Source organism: Pseudomonas sp. G5001 (assembly GCF_013385475.1).
In the GTDB taxonomy this organism is placed as follows: Bacteria; Pseudomonadota; Gammaproteobacteria; order Pseudomonadales; family Pseudomonadaceae; genus Aquipseudomonas.
In genome coordinates this window covers 67,678-86,608 of the sequence record NZ_JACAPZ010000015.1, presented here as the reverse complement: position 1 = coordinate 86,608, position 18,931 = coordinate 67,678, and the positions used below count along the sequence as shown (strand labels likewise).

At 60.3% G+C, this 18,931-nt stretch carries 14 protein-coding genes, 4 tRNA genes and 1 pseudogene; 17 read left to right on the top strand and 2 right to left on the bottom strand.

Going from position 1 to position 18,931, the window contains the following annotated elements; genetic code table 11:
* The first annotated feature begins 246 nt into the window (after positions 1-246).
* The 14 genes from HX805_RS13855 to HX805_RS13790 all read left to right on the top strand — a co-directional run bounded on the left by HX805_RS13855 (position 247) and on the right by HX805_RS13790 (position 13,680).
* The gene (locus HX805_RS13855) at positions 247-1,257 is read left to right on the top strand and encodes an aspartate-semialdehyde dehydrogenase (protein ID WP_003212668.1); all 1,011 of its coding nucleotides are present in this window, start codon (positions 247-249) and stop codon (positions 1,255-1,257) included.
* 160 nt (positions 1,258-1,417) lie between these two features.
* Entirely contained in the window at positions 1,418-3,979 is a 2,562-nt protein-coding gene (locus tag HX805_RS13850) for a FimV family protein (RefSeq protein WP_177116939.1), read from the top strand.
* Between the two features lie 156 nt (positions 3,980-4,135).
* Positions 4,136-4,960, top strand: a complete 825-nt coding sequence (truA, locus tag HX805_RS13845) for a tRNA pseudouridine(38-40) synthase TruA (protein WP_003212671.1) — start codon at positions 4,136-4,138, stop codon at positions 4,958-4,960.
* 63 nt (positions 4,961-5,023) lie between these two features.
* Positions 5,024-5,656 (top strand): phosphoribosylanthranilate isomerase, encoded by a 633-nt coding sequence (locus tag HX805_RS13840; protein ID WP_003212673.1) that lies wholly within the window; start codon positions 5,024-5,026, stop codon positions 5,654-5,656.
* 243 nt (positions 5,657-5,899) lie between these two features.
* Entirely contained in the window at positions 5,900-6,820 is a 921-nt protein-coding gene (accD, locus tag HX805_RS13835; RefSeq protein ID WP_003212675.1) for an acetyl-CoA carboxylase, carboxyltransferase subunit beta, read from the top strand.
* On the top strand, positions 6,817-8,124 hold the full coding sequence (gene folC / locus HX805_RS13830) for a bifunctional tetrahydrofolate synthase/dihydrofolate synthase (protein WP_177116938.1): 1,308 nt from the start codon (positions 6,817-6,819) through the stop codon (positions 8,122-8,124). Before accD ends, folC begins: the two co-directional genes overlap by 4 nt.
* Positions 8,108-8,770, top strand: coding sequence for an SPOR domain-containing protein (locus HX805_RS13825; protein WP_087693954.1), 663 nt, complete (start codon positions 8,108-8,110; stop codon positions 8,768-8,770). Before folC ends, HX805_RS13825 begins: the two co-directional genes overlap by 17 nt.
* Positions 8,771-9,024: 254 nt before the next feature.
* Complete coding sequence (locus HX805_RS13820; protein ID WP_003212681.1) at positions 9,025-9,582, top strand: CvpA family protein; 558 nt, start codon at positions 9,025-9,027, stop codon at positions 9,580-9,582.
* A gap of 41 nt (positions 9,583-9,623) precedes the next feature.
* A complete protein-coding gene (purF, locus tag HX805_RS13815) occupies positions 9,624-11,129 on the top strand; it encodes an amidophosphoribosyltransferase (protein ID WP_003212683.1) in 1,506 nt (501 codons plus the stop codon).
* 66 nt (positions 11,130-11,195) lie between these two features.
* Positions 11,196-12,407, top strand: coding sequence for an O-succinylhomoserine sulfhydrylase (locus HX805_RS13810; RefSeq protein ID WP_177116937.1), 1,212 nt, complete (start codon positions 11,196-11,198; stop codon positions 12,405-12,407).
* 11 nt (positions 12,408-12,418) lie between these two features.
* Positions 12,419-13,183 (top strand): SDR family oxidoreductase, encoded by a 765-nt coding sequence (locus tag HX805_RS13805; protein ID WP_003212687.1) that lies wholly within the window; start codon positions 12,419-12,421, stop codon positions 13,181-13,183.
* Positions 13,184-13,290: 107 nt separating this feature from the next.
* Positions 13,291-13,366 (top strand) — tRNA-Val (locus tag HX805_RS13800).
* Between the two features lie 55 nt (positions 13,367-13,421).
* Positions 13,422-13,498 (top strand) — tRNA-Asp (locus tag HX805_RS13795).
* A gap of 105 nt (positions 13,499-13,603) precedes the next feature.
* Positions 13,604-13,680: transfer RNA gene (locus HX805_RS13790), tRNA-Asp, on the top strand.
* Positions 13,681-13,846: 166 nt separating this feature from the next.
* Here the strand turns inward: HX805_RS13790 and HX805_RS13785 are convergent.
* Positions 13,847-15,130, bottom strand: a complete 1,284-nt coding sequence (locus tag HX805_RS13785) for an FAD-binding oxidoreductase (protein WP_003212689.1) — start codon at positions 15,128-15,130, stop codon at positions 13,847-13,849.
* A 183-nt stretch (positions 15,131-15,313) separates the two neighbouring features.
* On the opposite strand from HX805_RS13785, the gene HX805_RS13780 reads away from it, so the two are divergent.
* The 3 genes and pseudogenes from HX805_RS13780 to HX805_RS13770 all read left to right on the top strand — a co-directional run.
* Positions 15,314-15,390, top strand: a tRNA-Val gene (locus HX805_RS13780).
* Positions 15,391-15,578: 188 nt separating this feature from the next.
* Complete coding sequence (locus tag HX805_RS13775; RefSeq protein ID WP_256344563.1) at positions 15,579-16,793, top strand: hypothetical protein; 1,215 nt, start codon at positions 15,579-15,581, stop codon at positions 16,791-16,793.
* A gap of 112 nt (positions 16,794-16,905) precedes the next feature.
* Positions 16,906-17,246, top strand: a pseudogene (locus HX805_RS13770) (transposase domain-containing protein); the annotation flags it as partial.
* A gap of 204 nt (positions 17,247-17,450) precedes the next feature.
* Here HX805_RS13770 and HX805_RS13765 read toward each other — a convergent pair.
* Positions 17,451-18,575 carry an acyltransferase gene (locus HX805_RS13765; RefSeq protein WP_177080683.1) on the bottom strand — a complete coding sequence of 375 codons (1,125 nt, stop codon included), beginning with the start codon at positions 18,573-18,575 and terminating at the stop codon, positions 17,451-17,453.
* Positions 18,576-18,931: the final 356 nt, after the last annotated feature.

Here is an 18,931-nt window from a genome sequence, read left to right as displayed (position 1 = left end):
GCTGCTGGTAATAAGAAACCCGCGTTCTGGTGACAGGCGCGGGTTTTTTATTGCGCGCTCGGGCCTCTTCGCGAGCAAGCCCGCTCCCACATTCGAGCGAGTTTCTTCAGTTGAAATGCGATCAAATGTGGGAGCGGGCTTGCTCGCGAAGAGGCCATCAGCCACACCACAACCCCCAGGTTAATTGCCTCACCCCCAGCCACCCGGTAAAGTGCCGCTCCCCCCGCAATGCCCGAGGCAGCCCCCATGACCCAGACCTTTGATATTGCCGTGATCGGCGCCACCGGCACCGTTGGCGAAACCCTGGTGCAGATCCTCGAAGAGCAGGACTTCCCGGTAGGCAGCCTGCACCTGTTGGCCAGCAGCGAGTCGGCCGGGCATTCGGTGCCGTTTCGTGGCAAGAACGTGCGGGTGCGGGAAGTCGATGAATTCGATTTCAGCAAAGTCCAACTGGTGTTCTTCGCCGCCGGCCCTGCGGTCACCTTGAGTTTTGCCCCGCGCGCCACCGCTGCGGGCTGCACCCTGATCGACTTGTCCGGCGCCTTGCCGGCCGATCAGGCGCCGCAGGTAGTGCCGGAAGCCAACGCACAGATCCTCGATGGCCTGAAAAAACCTTATCAGGTCAGCAGCCCAAGCCCGTCGGCCACTGCCCTGGCCGTGGTGCTGGCGCCACTGCGCGGCTTGCTGGACATTCAGCGCGTCAACGTCACCGCCAACCTCGCTGTTTCCGCCCAGGGCCGTGAGGCTGTCAGCGAACTCGCCCGGCAGACCGCCGAGTTGCTGAATGTGCGCCCGCTGGAGCCGAAGTTCTTCGACCGGCAAATGGCCTTTAACCTGCTGGCCCAGGTCGGCAAGCCTGACGCGCAAGGCCACACCGCCCTGGAAAAACGCCTGGTGCACGAATTGCGCGCCGTGCTGGAAATGCCTTTGCTAAAGATTTCCGTCACTTGCGTTCAAGCCCCGGTGTTTTTTGGCGATAGCCTGACTGTGTCACTGCAATTGGGGGCAGCGGTGGATCTCGCTGCCGTCAACCGTGCCCTGGACTCGGCACCGGGTGTCGAGTTGGTGGAAGAGGGCGATTACCCCACGGCTGTGGGCGATGCGGTCGGTCAGGACGTGGTCTACGTGGGCCGGGTTCGTGCCGGTGTTGATGACCCTGCGGAACTAAATATGTGGCTGGCGTCAGATAACGTACGCAAAGGGGCGGCACTGAACGCCGTACAGCTGGCGCAGTTGTTGATAAAAGGCCTTGTGTAAAAGATACTTGGCGGCAATTTGTAGATTGATTCTAGCCAAGCGCTATGCTTGGCCCCAAGCTGGAAAAATTGCGCGTCGGTGACCTATCGGCTCGCCATGCCTAATGGCAGCGGTTACCCACCTTCTCGCCGGCCGGGGAGTGTTCAAAAAGGATGAGGCTATGGTTCAAGTTCGCAAACTGGTGTTAGCAATAGCGGCCGCCTCGGCGCTGTCCTCCGGTATGGCGCAAGCACTGCAGCTTGGGGAGATGACCCTCAAGTCGAAGCTGAACCAGCCGCTGTCGGTGGAAATCGAGTTGCTCGATGTCGGTGGCCTGACCGCCTCCGAGATCACCCCCAGCCTCGCGTCGTCCCAGGCCTTTGTGGATGCGGGCGTCGATCGCCAGGCGTTCCTGAACGACCTGACCTTTACCCCGGTGGTCAATCCCAACGGCCGCAGTGTGGTGCGTGTCACCTCCAGCAAGCCGCTGCCGGATTCCTACGTGCGTTTCCTGCTGCAGGTGCAATGGCCCAACGGTCGCCTGATGCGCGACTACAGCGTGTTGCTGGACCCGGCCAAGTTTGACCAGTCGACCCCGGCCGCCGGTGCACCTGCACCCGCGCCACGCTTGAGTGCGCCTGCGACGACGGCTCCGGCAGTCACCAAGGCCAAGGAACACACCACGACTTCCCGTGACACCTTGTGGGAAATCGCCGCGAAAAACCGCAATGGCGCCTCGGTGCAGCAGACCATGCTGGCCATTCAGGCGCTGAACCCTGACGCCTTTATCGACGGCAACATCAACCGCATGAAAACCGGCCAGGTCCTGCGCCTGCCGGATTCGGGGCAAAGCACCAGCCTGCCGCAGCCCGAGGCGATTGCTGAAGTGACGGCGCAAAACGCGGCGTGGCGCGAGGGTCGCCGTGGCGGCAATCAGCTCGCCGGCAAGGCGCAGTTGGACGCGACCAAGCGTACCCAGGCGGGTAATGCGCCGTCGCAGACCAATACCAAGGACAATTTGAGCCTGGTCTCGGCCGAAGCGGCCAGGAAAGGCGGGAAGGGCGCGGCGGGCGACAGCCGGGCCTTGAACAACAAGCTGGCGGTGACCCAGGAAAGCCTGGATTCGACCCGTCGCGAGAATGAAGAACTGAAAAGCCGCATGGCTGACCTGCAAAGTCAGCTGGACAAGCTGCAGCGGCTGATCGAGCTCAAGAACAACCAACTGGCCAAGTTGCAGACCCCGGGTGGCGCTGCGGCGCAGCCTGCTGCAACGGCGGCGATGCCGGCCGAGCTGGCTGCACAACCGGCGGCGGCAGCGGCAGCTCCGGCAGCAACCCCCGCGGCTGCGCCGGTCGAGACCCCGGTCAAGCCGGATGCGGCACCTGCCAGCACTGAAGGTAAATTCAACGACCTGCTGACCAACCCGATCGTGCTGGGGGTGATCGGCGGCGCAGCGGGTTTGCTGGTGCTGTTGCTTCTGCTGCTGTGGGCCCGTCATCGCAATGCGCGCCTTGAAGAAGAAAAGCACCTGCGCATGGCACGGGCCCTGGCTGAAGAGCCGGAATTTGCGCCGAACATTGATCACGACCTGCCATCCGACAGTTTCGAAGGCCTTGATGTACCGCCGCCGAACGTCAAGCTGGCTCCAGCTCCAGCTCCAGCTCCAGCTCCAGCGGCGGTGGTTGCCCCGGTGATTGCGCCGGTGGTCGCACCTGTTGCTGTGCAGCGTCCGACCGACGCCCTGGCGCAAGCCCAGTCGCATATCGACCGTGGCCACCTGAACCAGGCTGCGGAAGTGCTGGAAGATGCAATCAAGCAAGAGCCCGCCCGCAGTGACCTGCGTCTCAAGCTGATGGAAGTCCACGGCTTGCAGGGCAACAAGGACGGGTTTGTCACCCAGGAGCGCCAACTGGTCGCCAATGGCGACAACCATGCCCAGGTCGAACAACTGAAAAGCCGCTTCCCGGCCATGGCCGTGTTCGCAGCAGGCGTCAGCGCTGCCGTTGCCGCTGCCGCTCTCGACGCCCAATACGTCAAGGACCTGCTCAAGGACGACCCGGCACCGCTTGCACCTGAGCCTGCGCCGGACGCGTTTGACACTGACTTCGACCTCAGCCTGGACGATCTGGAGGCTGCTTCGCCAGCTGTGGTCCGCCCGACGTCGGACGACGACCTGAGCTTTGAATCGGTGCTGCAACAGCAGACCGAGGCCAAGGCCAGTGCGGAAGACCTCTCGGATTTCGACCTGGACCTGCAACTCGATCCACCCTCGTCGACCCAGTCAGACGACGACTTCCTCTCCGGCCTTGAAGACCAGATGAAGGACCTGCCGCCGGTAGAGCCGCCGACACTGACGCCGGCCGACCTGGACGACCTCGACCTGCCGGAGGATTTCGACCTGTCCCTGGCCGACGAGCCCGAGGCGCCTGCAGCGGCCAAGCCGGACGCGTTTGCGTCGGAGCTTGATGATGTCAACGCCGAGCTGGATCGCCTGTCGCAAAGCCTGGAACATCCGCCAATCGAACCGTCCTTCACCGCCGACGACGCGGCGTTGGGTGGCGATGAGCCGGAATTCGACTTCCTCTCGGGTACCGACGAAGTGGCCACCAAGCTCGACCTGGCGCAGGCCTACATCGACATGGGCGATGCCGACGGGGCGCGGGACATTCTTGGCGAGGTGCTCAAGGAAGGCGATGACGGTCAGAAGGGCGAAGCCAAGGAAATGCTCAGCCGGCTGGCTTGATACGCGCGGTAAATACAACGGCAGCCTTCGGGCTGCCGTTTTGCCATCCAGGCACCAAATCCATGGCGTCCCAGGCGCACGGCCTTATAATGGCCGCCTTTGCGCAACTCATCAGGCTCTCAGTTCTTGGCAAATATAGATAACGCGGCCGCCGAAATGGCGGCCGCAGGCTTTTTCAGAATCGCCCTGGGCGTGGAATACAAAGGCTCGCGCTATCGTGGCTGGCAACGCCAGGCCTCCGGTGTGCCGACGGTGCAGGAAACCCTGGAGAAGGCCCTGTCGAAAGTCGCCGACTCACCGGTGTCGCTGATGTGCGCCGGGCGGACCGATGCCGGCGTGCACGCTTGCGGGCAAGTGGTGCACTTTGACACTCAGGCCGAGCGCTCGATGAAGGCATGGGTGATGGGCGCCAATATCAACTTGCCCCACGACGTCAGCGTCAGTTGGGCCAAGGTGATGCCGGCGGACTTTCACGCGCGCTTCAAGGCCATCGCCCGGCGTTATCGCTATGTGATCTACAACGATCAGATCCGCCCGGCCCATCTCAACGAAGAAATCACCTGGAACCACCGCCCGCTGGACGCCGAGCGCATGGCCGAGGCGGCCCAGCATCTTGTAGGTATCCACGATTTCAGCGCGTTCCGTGCCGGGCAGTGCCAGGCCAAGTCGCCGATCAAGGAAGTCCACCACCTGCGGGTGACGCGCCACGGCAAGATGATCGTGCTGGATATCCGCGCCGGCGCGTTCCTGCATCATATGGTGCGCAATATCGCCGGGGTGCTGATGACCATCGGTACCGGCGAACGCCCGGTGGAATGGGCCAGGGAAGTCCTGGAAAGCCGGATTCGCCGTACCGGCGGCGTCACGGCGCATCCGTTCGGCCTGTACCTGGTGGATGTGGAGTACCGCGACGAGTTCGAATTGCCCCAGCGATTCATCGGGCCACACTTCCTCACAGGTTTCAGCGAACTTGGCGGCTGACGCCCTCAAAAGCATTTGTTACCATCCGGGACTTTCCCGGACACGCCCTGAGGTTTCATCGACATGTCTGCCGTTCGCAGCAAGATTTGCGGGATTACCCGCATAGAAGACGCGTTGGCGGCGGTCGAGGCGGGGGCCGATGCCATCGGTTTCGTGTTTTATGCCAAAAGCCCGCGGGCGGTGAATGTCTTGCAGGCGCGGGCGATCATTGCCGCGTTGCCACCGTTCGTGACCACCGTGGGGTTGTTCGTCAACGCCAGCCGCTGCGAGCTCAATGAAACCCTCGACGCCGTGCAACTGGACATGCTGCAGTTCCATGGCGATGAGAGTCCGGACGAGTGCGAGAGCTACCAGCGCCCGTACATCAAGGCGCTGCGGGTCAAGGCCGGGGACGATATTGCTGCGGCATGCGCTGCCTATGGCGGGGCTCGCGGGATTCTTCTCGACACCTACGTCGAAGGCGTTCCCGGTGGTACGGGCGAGGCGTTTGACTGGTCGTTGATTCCCGAGGGGTTGAGCAAGCCGATTATCCTCGCGGGCGGCCTGAATCCGGACAACGTGGCCAGTGCCATCCAGCAGGTTCGGCCGTATGCCGTGGACGTCAGCGGCGGGGTAGAGCAGGGCAAGGGCATCAAGGATCACGCAAGGATTCGCGCATTCATGCAGGCCGTGCGCGACAGCAGCGGGACGATGTGACGGCTGGCAGTCTGCCGCCGTCCATAACTACCACTGTGTAAAACAGCCCGGCGCCGCCTGTGGGAGGCCCGGAAATGAAGTGGCAACCCTGCACGGCAGGTTGTCTGGAAGGCTGAGGGCACAGGCAGGAAATGGCTGGTCGAACGTCTGACCCCGTCCAGTTTGTGTCATCGCCACATATGAATTTAGCTCAAGGGCATACGCGGGGCTGTGTTCAAGCCACCGGTACTGGAGAAAGAAAGCATGAGCAACTGGTTAGTAGACAAACTGATCCCTTCGATCATGCGTTCCGAGGTGAAGAAAAGCTCGGTTCCTGAAGGTCTTTGGCACAAGTGCCCATCCTGCGACGCGGTGCTGTACCGCCCGGAGCTGGAAAAGACCCTGGACGTTTGCCCCAAGTGCAATCACCACATGCGTATCGGCGCCCGCGCCCGCATTGATATTTTCCTCGACGCCGATGGTCGCTCCGAACTGGGCGCTGACCTGGAGCCGGTTGACCGTTTGAAGTTCCGCGACGGCAAGAAGTACAAGGACCGCCTGACCGCGGCCCAGAAGCAGACCGGTGAAAAGGACGCGCTGATTTCCGTCAGCGGCAAGCTGCTGGGCATGCCGGTGGTGGTTTCGGCCTTCGAATTCTCCTTCATGGGCGGCTCGATGGGCGCCATCGTCGGTGAGCGTTTCGTACGTGCCGCCAACTACGCGCTGGAAAACCGTTGCCCGATGATCTGCTTCGCCGCCTCCGGCGGTGCGCGGATGCAGGAAGCACTGATCTCCCTGATGCAAATGGCCAAGACCTCCGCGGTACTGGCGCGTCTGCGCGAAGAAGGTATTCCGTTCATCTCCGTGCTGACCGACCCGGTCTACGGTGGTGTTTCCGCCAGCCTGGCGATGCTGGGTGACGTGATCGTCGGTGAGCCGAAGGCGCTGATCGGCTTTGCCGGCCCGCGTGTTATCGAGCAGACCGTTCGCGAAAAACTGCCGGAAGGTTTCCAGCGCAGCGAGTTCCTGCTGGAGCACGGCGCGATCGACCTGATCATTCCGCGCGGCGAACTGCGTCCGCGCCTGGGTAGCCTGCTGGCGCAAATGATGGGCCTGCCGACACCTGTGTACGTCGCGCCTAAAATCGAGCCGATTGTCGTGCCACCGGTGCCTGCAAACATATGACCCAACGTACCCTGGGCGAATGGCTCGCCTACCTTGAGCAGTTGCATCCGTCAGCCATCGACATGGGCCTGGAGCGCTCGCAACAGGTAGCGGCCCGCCTCGGGTTGGGCCGGCCGGCGCCGCGTGTGATCACGGTGACCGGCACCAACGGCAAGGGCTCTACCTGCGCCTTTGTCGCGGCCTTGCTGCAAGCCCAGGGCCTGAAGGTCGGCGTGTACAACTCGCCGCACCTGCTGCGCTACAACGAGCGGGTGCAGCTCAATGGCGTCGAAGCCACTGACGAGCAACTCTGCGAAGCCTTCGCCGCACTTGATGCCGGGCGTGGCGAGATTTCCCTGACTTATTTCGAGATGGGCACCCTGGCGGCGTTCTGGCTGTTCGAGCGTGCGCAGCTGGATGTAGTGGTGCTGGAAGTCGGTCTGGGCGGGCGTCTGGACACGGTCAACGTGGTGGATGCCGACCTGGCGCTGATTACCAGTATTGGCGTCGACCATGCGGACTACCTGGGTAACACCCGTGAGTCCGTGGCCTATGAAAAAGCCGGGATCTTCCGCCAGGGCAAGCCTGCACTGTGCGGCGACCTGGATCCGCCGCATACCTTGCTGGACAAGGTGCGCGAGCTGGATTGCCCGTTCTTCCTGCGTGGGCGTGATTTCAATCTCGAGATTGGCGACCAATTCTGGCAATGGCGCGGGCTTGACGCGCGCGGTCAAACCGTCGAGTTGCGCGACTTGCCACTGCTGAACCTGCCGATGGAAAACGCCGCGCTCGCGCTGCAAGCCTACCTGTTGCTGGATTTGCCCTGGCATGCCGAGCAGATTGCCGCTACGTTGCAGGCTACTCGCGTGGTGGGGCGCCTTGACCGGCGCACGTTCGACTGGGAGGGCAAGCGCCTGAACCTGCTGCTGGATGTGGGGCATAACCCTCACGCCGCTGAATACCTGGCCAGGCGCCTGGCACGCACGCCGCCCGCCGGTCGCCGCCTCGCGGTGTTCGGGTTGTTGTCCGACAAGGACCTGGACGGCGTGGTTGCACCCTTGTTGGGTGACGTCCAGGCCTGGGCGGTTGCACCGCTGGATACGTCCCGCAGTCGTCCTGCCGTCGAGTTGCAGGTTGCCTTGCAGAACCTTGGCGCGTCCGTGACGTCCCATGCAAGCGTGACAGCCGGCCTGGAAGCCCAGTGCGCGGTTGCGACGCCTGAGGATGAGATTCTGTTGTTCGGATCATTTTATTGTGTTGCCGAGGCGCTCGAATGGTTGGCCCGGCGCTCCACGGAGGAAGCTGCACATGGCATTACTGGATAGCGCATACAAGCAGCGAATGGTTGGAGCCCTGGTCCTGGTGGCGTTGGCGGTGATTTTCCTGCCGATGCTGTTTTCCCGTCAGGATGAGCAGCGCCAAGTGACCGTTGAAGCGCCAGCTGCGCCCCAGGCGCCTGCGGTGCCTCAGGTTCAGGTTGAGCCGGTGGTGGTTCCCGAGCCGCAAGCGCTGCCGGAAGAAGAGCCGGTGCCGACCGATGACGAAGTGGCTGCACAGCAAGCGCCGTCGATGCCGGTGCAGCCGAGCGTGCCGGTGGTTAAGCCTGCGCCTGCTGCTCCTGCAGTTGCTGCGAAGCCTGCGGCGCCGGCGCCAGCGCCAAAACCTGTGGCCCCGCAACCTGCGGCACCAGGCAAGCCGGACGTGGGCCAGAGCCGTATTGACCCGAATGGCTTGCCGATCAGCTGGTCGATCCAGCTGGCCAGCCTGGCTAACCGCGAAAGTGCTGATGCGTTGCAGAAGAAGCTGCGCACCCAGGGTTACAACGCCTATATCCGCAGCGCCGATGGCAAGAACCGGGTATTCATCGGGCCGCTGATCGAGCGCGCCGAAGCCGATCGCCTGCGGGACCTGTTGGATCGCCAGCAGAACCTCAAGGGTTTTGTGGTTCGCTTCCAGCCCGAAAAAGGCTGAGGCTGCAGGGATTCAAGCTGGAATGCGGTCAATGTGGGAGCGGGCTTGCTCGCGAAGCGGTGTATCAGCCAGCAGATTTATTGGCTGCCCCACCGCCTTCGCGAGCACGCCCGCTCCCACAAGTGTTTTGGGTGTGCCGCAACAGGCCGGTTTCCCCTATAACTCATTGATTTCAAATGCACTGCCAATCACAGCTTACCGATAGCCCAGCGCTCTGCTAAAATGCGCCGCCTTATCCGTCTGTAGGCTGAACTGTGCCATTTACCTGGGTTGATTGGGCGATCGTTGCAATCGTCGCCATCTCCGCTTTGATCAGTCTGAGCCGCGGCTTCGTCAAAGAAGCATTGTCGCTGCTGACATGGATCATCGCAGGAGTTGTAGCCTGGATGTTCGGCGGTTCATTGTCTGTCTACCTGGCCGGATACATCGAGACACCTTCGGCTCGCGTCATCGCGGGCTGCGCCATCATGTTCATCGCCACGTTGTTGGTGGGGGCAATGGTCAATTATCTTATCGGCGAATTGATACGCGTCACCGGCCTCTCCGGGACCGATCGATTTCTCGGCATGGCCTTCGGCGCCGCGCGTGGCGGCTTGCTGGTGGTCGTGGCGGTCGGGCTGTTGAGCCTGGGGCCGGTACAGCAGGATTCGTGGTGGCAGGAGTCGGTACTCGTGCCAAAATTTCTATTGGTTGCAGATTGGTCCAAAAACCTCATTTTGGGGTGGAGCAGTCAGTGGCTGGCCAGCGGGATCAGCGTACCCGCTGATCTTCCGTTCAAGGAACACCTCTTGCCGGCCAAAACGCCTCAGTAAGTTGTGTTCAGTCAAGATTCATTAAGTAGGGGTTGCGTCGCATGTGTGGCATCGTCGGTATCGTCGGTAAGTCGAACGTGAATCAGGCGCTGTATGACGCGCTAACCGTCCTCCAGCACCGCGGCCAGGATGCTGCCGGTATTGTGACCAGCCACGACGGCCGGTTATTCCTGCGCAAGGACAATGGTCTGGTGCGTGACGTGTTCCATCAGCGCCACATGCAGCGCCTGGTCGGGCACATGGGCATTGGCCACGTGCGCTACCCGACAGCGGGCAGCTCGACTTCGGCCGAAGCCCAGCCGTTCTACGTCAACTCGCCCTATGGCATCACCCTGGCGCACAACGGCAACCTGACCAACGTTGAACAACTGGCCAAGGAGATTTACGAATCTGACCTGCGCCACGTCAACACCAACTCGGACTCCGAAGTACTGCTGAACGTGTTCGCCCACGAGCTGGCCCAGCGCGGCAAGCTGCAGCCGACCGAAGAAGACGTGTTCGCTGCCGTGACTGACGTGCACAACCGCTGCGTCGGTGGCTATGCGGTAGTGGCGATGGTGACCGGCTACGGTATCGTCGGTTTCCGCGACCCCCACGGCATCCGCCCGATCGTGTTCGGCCAGCGTCACACCGACGAAGGCGTCGAGTACATGATCGCTTCCGAAAGCGTGTCCCTGGACGTGCTGGGCTTTACCCTGATTCGCGACCTGGCGCCGGGCGAAGCGGTCTACATCACTGAAGACGGCAAGCTGCACACCCGTCAGTGCGCACTGAACCCGAAACTCACCCCGTGCATCTTCGAACACGTCTACCTGGCGCGTCCGGATTCGATCATCGACGGTGTTTCGGTGTACAAGGCGCGCCTGCGCATGGGCGAGAAGCTGGCGGACAAGATCCTGCGCGAGCGCCCGGATCACGACATCGACGTGGTTATCCCGATCCCGGACACCAGCCGCACCGCTGCGCTGGAGTTGGCGAACCACCTGGGCGTGAAATTCCGCGAAGGCTTCGTCAAGAACCGTTACATCGGCCGTACCTTCATCATGCCTGGCCAGGCTGCGCGCAAGAAGTCGGTGCGCCAGAAGCTCAACGCGATCGAGCTGGAGTTCCGCGGCAAGAACGTGATGCTGGTGGATGACTCCATCGTACGCGGCACCACCTGCAAGCAGATCATCCAGATGGCCCGCGAAGCCGGTGCGAAGAACGTTTATTTCTGTTCCGCCGCGCCTGCCGTGCGTTACCCGAACGTGTACGGCATCGACATGCCGAGCGCCCACGAACTGATCGCCCACAACCGTTCGACCCAGGACGTTGCGGACCTGATCGGCGCCGACTGGCTGATCTACCAGGACCTGCCGGACCTGATCGAAGCCGTCGGTGGTGGCAAGATCAAGATCGAGGAGTTCGATTGCGCGGTGTTCGACGGCAAGTACGTCACCGGCGATGTCGACGAGGCCTACCTGAACAAGATCGAGCAGGCCCGTAACGATTCCTCGAAGATCAAGACCCAGGCGGTCAGCGCGATCATCGACCTGTACAACAACTGAGTAGACACCGGCCCTGAGGGGCCGGTTTTGTATCTTTGATAAAGCATTCGAGTTGAGGAGTAGAGCATGAGTCAGGAATGGGATGCCGGTCGCTTGGACAGCGACCTCGATGGCGTAGCTTTCGATACCCTGGCTGTGCGCGCCGGCCAGCACCGCACCCCGGAAGGTGAGCACGGTGACCCGATGTTCTTTACCTCCAGCTATGTGTTCCGCACTGCGGCCGACGCCGCTGCGCGTTTTGCCGGTGAAGTACCGGGCAACGTTTATTCGCGTTACACCAACCCGACCGTGCGCGCGTTCGAAGAGCGTATCGCCGCGCTGGAAGGCGCCGAGCAAGCTGTCGCCACTGCCACGGGCATGGCCGCGATTCTCGCGGTAGTCATGAGCCTGTGCAGCGCCGGCGACCACGTCCTGGTATCGCGCAGCGTGTTTGGTTCGACCATCAGCCTGTTCGAAAAGTACTTCAAGCGTTTTGGTATTGAAGTCGACTACGTGCCGCTGGCGGACCTGTCCGGCTGGGACGCGGCCATCAAGGCCAACACCAAATTGCTGTTCGTCGAGTCGCCGTCCAATCCATTGGCCGAGCTGGTGGACATTGCCGCATTGTCCGAAGTGGCCCACGCCAAGGGCACGATGCTGATCGTCGACAACTGCTTCTGCACCCCTGCATTGCAGCAGCCGCTGAAGCTGGGCGCAGACATCGTTGTGCACTCGGCCACCAAATTCATCGACGGCCAGGGCCGTTGCATGGGGGGCGTGGTTGCCGGCCGCAGCGAGCAGATGAAGGAAGTGGTGGGCTTCTTGCGCACCGCCGGCCCGACCCTGAGCCCGTTCAACGCCTGGATCTTCCTTAAAGGCCTGGAGACCTTGAGCCTACGGATGAAGGCCCATTGTGCCAACGCCCAGGCCCTGGCCGAGTGGCTGGAGCAGCAGGACGGCATCGAGAAAGTCCACTACGCCGGCCTCAAGAGTCACCCGCAACACGAGTTGGCCCAGCGCCAGCAACGTGGATTCGGCGCCGTGGTGAGTTTCGAGGTCAAGGGCGGCAAAGAGGGCGCCTGGCGCTTTATCGATGCGACTCGCTTGATCTCCATCACCGCCAACCTGGGTGACAGCAAGACCACTATCACTCACCCGAGCACCACCTCCCACGGCCGCCTGGCGCCGCAGGAGCGTGAAGCTGCCGGGATCCGTGACAGCCTGATCCGCATTGCGGTGGGCCTGGAAGACGTCGCTGACCTGCAGGCCGACCTGGCCCGTGGGTTGGCTGCCCTGTGATCGAGTGGTCCATGGAGGCGGCGAGCGCCAGTAACGGGCGGGTCGCGCTGGTGACCGGCGCGGCGCGGGGCATCGGCCTGGGGATTGCCGCCTGGTTGATCAGCGAAGGCTGGCAGGTGGTATTGACGGACCTGGACCGTGAGCGCGGTTCCAAGGTGTCCAAGGTGCTCGGCGACAACGCCTGGTTTATTACCATGGACGTGGCCGATGAGCGGCAGGTTGCCCAGGGCGTGGCCGAGGTACTTGGCCAGTTCGGGCGCCTGGATGCGCTGGTGTGCAATGCCGCTGTGGCCGACCCGCGCAACATCACCCTGGAAAGTCTCGACCTGGCTTACTGGAATCGTGTACTGGCGGTGAACCTCAGTGGTCCCATGTTGCTGGCCAAGCACTGTGCGCCCTACCTGCGGGCCCACGGCGGCGCCATCGTCAACCTGGCGTCGACCCGGGCACGCCAGTCGGAACCGGACACCGAAGCCTATGCGGCGAGCAAGGGCGGTTTGCTGGCCCTGACCCACGCGTTGGCTATCAGCCTCGGGCCGGAAGTACGGGTCAATGCCGTCAGCCCGGGCTGGATCGATGCCCGTGACCCGGCTGCACGCCGTGCCGAGCCGCTGACGGATGCGGATCACGCCCAGCACCCGGCGGGCAGGGTAGGCACTGTGGAAGACGTAGCGGCGATGGTGGCGTGGTTGCTGTCGCGCAATGCCGGGTTTGTCACCGGGCAAGAGTTCGTCGTCGACGGCGGCATGAGCAAGAAGATGATTTACACCGAGTAGGGCGGGTCGCGGTCCTGAAGCCATTTTGTCTTTTTCAGAAAAACTTCAAGCAGGCTATTGACTTAGGTCCGCTACCTGCGTAAATTTCGCGGCCTCAACGAAGCAAAGGGTGATTAGCTCAGCTGGGAGAGCATCTGCCTTACAAGCAGAGGGTCGGCGGTTCGATCCCGTCATCACCCACCACTTCTTGAGAGTTTTGCCCTAGGGCAAGACGCAACGTTAAAGGTTGCACCGACGCGCAGCGGTAGTTCAGTCGGTTAGAATACCGGCCTGTCACGCCGGGGGTCGCGGGTTCGAGTCCCGTCCGCTGCGCCATATTTTCCAGGTCTGATGTTTCAGATTTTAGATTGAACAGCCAAGGTTGGTCAGTCAGATGTTTGAAGGCGGTTGAAGGTGACACTTCAGCAGTCTGAGCGATACGCAGCGGTAGTTCAGTCGGTTAGAATACCGGCCTGTCACGCCGGGGGTCGCGGGTTCGAGTCCCGTCCGCTGCGCCATATCTGTTCCAGGGCCCACTGAACGCCCTGAGACGCCAAAGCAAGCCGCTGGCTTGGTTGGATCGATAGCAAAGACCCTGGTCGAAAGACCGGGGTTTTTTGTGTCTGCGATTGGGTGCCGGGGCGGCAAGTACAGGGGCCGGCAAGCCAGCCCCGTGGTCCGGGGTCAGAATCCCAGCTTGTCCCGCAACCCGTAATACCAGGCCCCCAGCGCCGCAAACGGCGTGCGCAACAGTTGTCCGCCGGGGAAGGGGTAGTGCGGCAGGCCGGCAAACGCATCAAAACGTTCTGCCTGGCCTCTCAGCGCTTCCGCCAGTACCTTGCCCGCCAGGTGGGTATACGTCACGCCATGGCCGCTACAGCCCTGGGAGTAGTAGATGTTATCCCCCAGGCGACCGACCTGCGGCAGGCGCGACAAGGTCAGCAGGAAATTGCCGGTCCAGGCGTAGTCGATCTTCACGTCCTTGAGCTGCGGGAAGGCCTTGAGCATCTTCGGCCGGATGATCGCCTCGATATTCGCCGGGTCACGCGCGCCGTACACCACGCCACCGCCGAAGATCAGGCGCTTGTCGCTCGTCAGGCGGTAGTAGTCCAGCAGGTAATTGCAGTCCTCGACGCAGTAATCCTGCGGCAGCAGCGTCTTCGCCAGTTCATCGCCCAGTGGCGCGGTGGTAATCACCTGCGTACCACACGGCATCGACTTGGCCGCCAGTTCCGGAACCAGGTTCCCCAGATAGGCGTTGCCCGCGACAATAATGAATTTGGCCCTGACCTTGCCGTGCGCCGTATGCACCACCGGATTGGCGCCGCGCTCGATGCGAGTCGCCGCCGACTGCTCATAAATGGTGCCGCCCAGGGACTCCACGGCTGCCGCTTCGCCCAGCGCCAGGTTCAGCGGGTGAATGTGCCCGCCGCTCATGTCGAGCAGGCCGCCCACATAGTTGTCACAGGCGACCACTTCTCGAATGCGCCGCTCGTCCAGCAGCTCCAGCTGGGTGTGGCCGTAGCGCTCCCACAGGCGCTTCTGCGACTCCAGGTGGCCCATGTGCTTGCTGTTCAGTGCCGCAAATACACCGCCGTCCTTCAGATCGCACTGGATCTGATACTTGGCCACCCGCTCCCGAATGATCCTGCCGCCTTCAAATGCCATGTCGCCGAGTAATTTCGCCTGCTGGGGGCCGACACTGCGCTCGATCACATCGATATCACGGCTGTAGCTGTTGACGATCTGCCCACCATTGCGGCCCGACGCGCCAAAGCCTACCTTGGCAGCTTCCAGCACTGTCACGCGAAAGCCGTTTTCCAGCAGGAACAGCGCACTGGACAGGCCGGTATAACCGGCGCCAATCACGCACACATCGGTTTCGACTTCACCTTGCAGCTCTGGGCGAGGAGGTACCGCATTCGCGGACGCGGCGTAATACGACTGGGGGTAGGGGGTGTTCGCCATCCTGGAACCTCTGTTTTATATTTTTTACGAGTGCGCCGATCCTACCTGAGTTGAAAATCCGCTGCCAGCCGCCGGAAAATACCGTTGTGCTGGCCACAAATAAAAAATTCGCATATTCATAGGCTTAGCTGCAAAAAAGGTGTTGACACCCCTCGGGAATTCCGTAGAATGCCGCCTCACAGCAGGCACGTAGCTCAGTTGGTTAGAGCACCACCTTGACATGGTGGGGGTCGTTGGTTCGAGTCCAATCGCGCCTACCAAACAAAATCCGCTCTGCTGGGCGGTCTAGAAGGGCTCACCGAAAGGTGGGCCCTTTTTTGTTGCGATTTGCGAAGCCTTTACAACCTACCCCCTCAGAATGACGATTCGGCGGCTCCTCCTGGCTTGTCGATTTTTGTCCCGTTGCGCCTTTCTGAGCGTGCTTCGGCATCTTCTTTTCCCGTCTCCCATGAGCCTCACTGAACGCGATAACGGCTTGATCACGCGTCCGGCGCGTGTGATGCGTATGTCGGTGTCTGTGGGCAATAAAGTGAGCATTGAGAGTGCTGCTTTTGTAGGATTTTTAGCTGTATGCATGTACAGTTGTTTCGCCGAAAAATGGCCATGGGAAATCAGGAGAAGTCATATGTCAATTTACATCGATACCCCTTATGTTTTTACCCCGAATCCTTCTGCGGATAACGGCCCTCAACTCCAGTCGGTGATGAAGGCCGGATACCGTTGGATTCAAATCAATGGCACTGACTGCCCTATCGGGACAACAGTCCTGCTAAACCGTGATGACAACTGGCCCTACAGTGGGCAGATCATCGAGCCTGCCCCAGGGATCGATAAGGTCACTATTGACGTTTCAGGGATCGGCCGTAACCCGCTGGACCCCACAGATCCAAGTTATGCCGCCATCGACTACCAAGGCAATGTTCGCCCGGGCAGTTATTTGACCGCGCCGGCCTACGTCAATACGACCGAAATCTCCGTGGCCGACACGACTCCGTACACAAACGGTTCCTGGATCGTCATCTCGGACGCTTCAACCGATTTTGCAACCTACCCTATGCCACTTGACGGCCCCCTGGAGGTTCGCCAGGTTATATATGTGCTGGCTAACTCATTGATTGTTAATCGCGTAATCAAACGTGATCATCCCTTGGGCGCAATCGTGGCTTTATGTGACCCGATTAAAAACGTGTATATCCGCAACCTTGAGTTCACCGGGGACGCTGCGGTTGGCCTGCATCTGCACTACGCACAACACTGTGTTATAGAGAACATCACGTCGGTTGACTGGACCGGGCGCTGCATGCTGCTGCTGGACAACGGTGGCGAGTACAACACCATTCTTGATAGTTATTGCACGGCTACTGAGCCAGGTGTTGATCCTGAACAGACCGCCTGGGGTGTTGTCATTGAGGGGCAGGACTCTACCCGCGTGATTAATTCAGGTGGTGAAAATTGCGGCTTGGGGATGGGGATGAATTACAGCATTGATTGTGTGTCGATTAACGCTAGGGCTCGCCTCAATACAGTAAACGTTGGGGTCTATACAGCGTCTATTCGTACCGGGTTCCTTCGACCTGCGACCGAGTCCCCTCTGATTCTGGATAACGTCATCACTTCAGACTGCGTTGATTGCTATATGGTTGAGCCCATACCTTTTTCCTGATAATCATGGAAAAGAAAGCCCGCATTGAGCGCAATGCTGTTCACTTAAGGATTGTTGACTAATCCTCAAGCAGCCGGAAAATCCGAAGTCTGATAAGGACTTCGGATTTTTTATGCCTGTTGCTCAGGATTTAAACACCGTTCTGAATTTTGCTGAGCGACCACTCTCACGTCTTGAGGTGTTCGCCGATCATATTCCTGATGGATAAAAGCAGCGGCCACGCTGGCTGATAAAGCAACGATCCGACGTCGCCGTCTGCCTTCGGATATGGTGCTTTGGCTGGTTGTCGGGATGGCCCTTTTCAGGGGCGAGCCGGTCATTGAAGTCGCCCGTTGATTAAATATCTGCGCCGATGGAATTGCCAAGGAGATGCTCCTGGGCAAGAGCGGACTGCCCAGGATCGCCAACGCCTGGGGATATGAGCGCTACCTACAAGACGACTGGCGTGGACTCCTTGGTGGCCATGGCTGGCGCCGTGTCGCCATCACACACGCCAAGACGCATGGAAGAGCTTCGCGGCAGCATAGGTGTGCTCTTCATAACAAAACGCCCCAGGCCAGCGAGGCTTAGGGCGGTGAGGCTGTCAAAAAACCGGTATTCGATTACCCGCAATGCTGCTCCGCTTAAGTGAACAGCATTGCGCATTGAGCGGGCTTTTTATTGGGATTGTCCAGGTAGCAAATTATTAGTTGGCTTTGTACTGAACAGGCCGGCGATTCTTTTTCCGAGTACGTGGGTAGGGGCTTCAACCCCCTGATGGATAAGCCAGGACAGTAAAATGGTGGCTAGTGACTGGATAACGAGGGCAGGAATCGGGCTGATCCCCTGGTCAATCATAATCCGCATCCCGACAATACCAAACGCCCCATGGCAGGCGTATAGCGGATAGCTGATATCGGCCAGAAAATTGAATACCGGGGGCCCCGTCCAGTTGCTGCAAAACAGGTAGAACACGGTAAACAGCGCAAATGCCATAAAGTAGGCAGCGATCACTTCAAACGGCCAGCCTTCAGTGAACCCGCTATACCCGAACACGCAGAGCATACAGATGGTTATGCCGAACAGCTTTTCAAGGCTTAACAGTCCACGGTAGTAATAGTTGAACGCAACGCCGATCATCATGAAAAAAATGTATTTGAACGGGAAGACGAACGCGGCCAACGGACCGGTGAGATAAATATCTCCAGGGTATAGGTTCGCGGCCAGCACAGTTGCGACGCCCAGCAACACGAGCGGCAGCAATTTTCCCTTGGTAATCATTGACCAACACAGAAGCACGATCAGGTAGAACTTGATTTCAACCTCCAGTGTCCACACCACGCCATCCAGCGGTGCGGAACTGCCAAACCAGTCTCGAAACAAAGACATTTGCGCGAGGACCTGGAGAGTCGTGTAGGTCGTGATGTTCCCCATATATGAGGCAGCTATTTCAAGGCTACCCAGGGTGATTAGAAGGCCAATGATATAGGTAGGCCATATTCGAAAAAGCCGGCCAATCACGAATTTCGTTTTCGCAAGAGCCGTTCCGCTCAGGCTGGATACCGAGATTGGAATTACCAGACCGCTGATCAGAAAGAACAATGCCACTCCGAACCCGCCCATGTTCACGTTGTTGAGCGGATTAAAGATGCTGATCATCCAGGCTGGAAAGGGTGGCTCAGCTAGGGGTGGCAGGCCACCGAAGCCACCTTTGAGGTAGTTGAACATCAGAATGTAATGGGCAATGACGACGCTGAGCGCCGCAATACCTCGCAAAGCGTTTGCGAAAGCGATCCGTTGCATGATGTTGTCCTGTTTATCATCGACGATCCTGTCGACCGGACATGATTATAGGTGGCTTTGGACAGGACGCCGGAGATTGTCAAATTCGAATGGGCGCTGAGTCGGCAGGATGCCGCGGAACCTGTAAAGCGCCCGTCCAGACGCAGTTCTGCAGCCATTGTCATGCACTCGATTTTCTCGTCGTGCCCCTTCAGATTGCGCTTCGCAAGTCTTTCGCCTGAACGTCTTGGGGATTCCGTTCGGCAACGTTAGGACTTTTCCGAGGTTAAAGATGGCGTCGTACTACTACTCTTCCTGTGTTGTTCCGAAGGATCGATAGGCCTGCCCCGATTCGTCATAAATAACTACAGAGAGCT

Coding starts and splice junctions, on each gene's coding strand:
- HX805_RS13855 (WP_003212668.1), top strand. CDS start 247: ATGACCCAGACCTTTGATATTGCCGTGATCGGCGCCACCGGCACCGTT.
- HX805_RS13850 (WP_177116939.1), top strand. CDS start 1,418: ATGGTTCAAGTTCGCAAACTGGTGTTAGCAATAGCGGCCGCCTCGGCG.
- truA (WP_003212671.1), top strand. CDS start 4,136: ATGGCGGCCGCAGGCTTTTTCAGAATCGCCCTGGGCGTGGAATACAAA.
- HX805_RS13840 (WP_003212673.1), top strand. CDS start 5,024: ATGTCTGCCGTTCGCAGCAAGATTTGCGGGATTACCCGCATAGAAGAC.
- accD (WP_003212675.1), top strand. CDS start 5,900: ATGAGCAACTGGTTAGTAGACAAACTGATCCCTTCGATCATGCGTTCC.
- folC (WP_177116938.1), top strand. CDS start 6,817: ATGACCCAACGTACCCTGGGCGAATGGCTCGCCTACCTTGAGCAGTTG.
- HX805_RS13825 (WP_087693954.1), top strand. CDS start 8,108: ATGGCATTACTGGATAGCGCATACAAGCAGCGAATGGTTGGAGCCCTG.
- purF (WP_003212683.1), top strand. CDS start 9,624: ATGTGTGGCATCGTCGGTATCGTCGGTAAGTCGAACGTGAATCAGGCG.
- HX805_RS13810 (WP_177116937.1), top strand. CDS start 11,196: ATGAGTCAGGAATGGGATGCCGGTCGCTTGGACAGCGACCTCGATGGC.
- HX805_RS13805 (WP_003212687.1), top strand. CDS start 12,419: ATGGAGGCGGCGAGCGCCAGTAACGGGCGGGTCGCGCTGGTGACCGGC.
- HX805_RS13785 (WP_003212689.1), bottom strand. CDS start 15,130: ATGGCGAACACCCCCTACCCCCAGTCGTATTACGCCGCGTCCGCGAAT.
- HX805_RS13775 (WP_256344563.1), top strand. CDS start 15,579: ATGAGCCTCACTGAACGCGATAACGGCTTGATCACGCGTCCGGCGCGT.
- HX805_RS13765 (WP_177080683.1), bottom strand. CDS start 18,575: ATGCAACGGATCGCTTTCGCAAACGCTTTGCGAGGTATTGCGGCGCTC.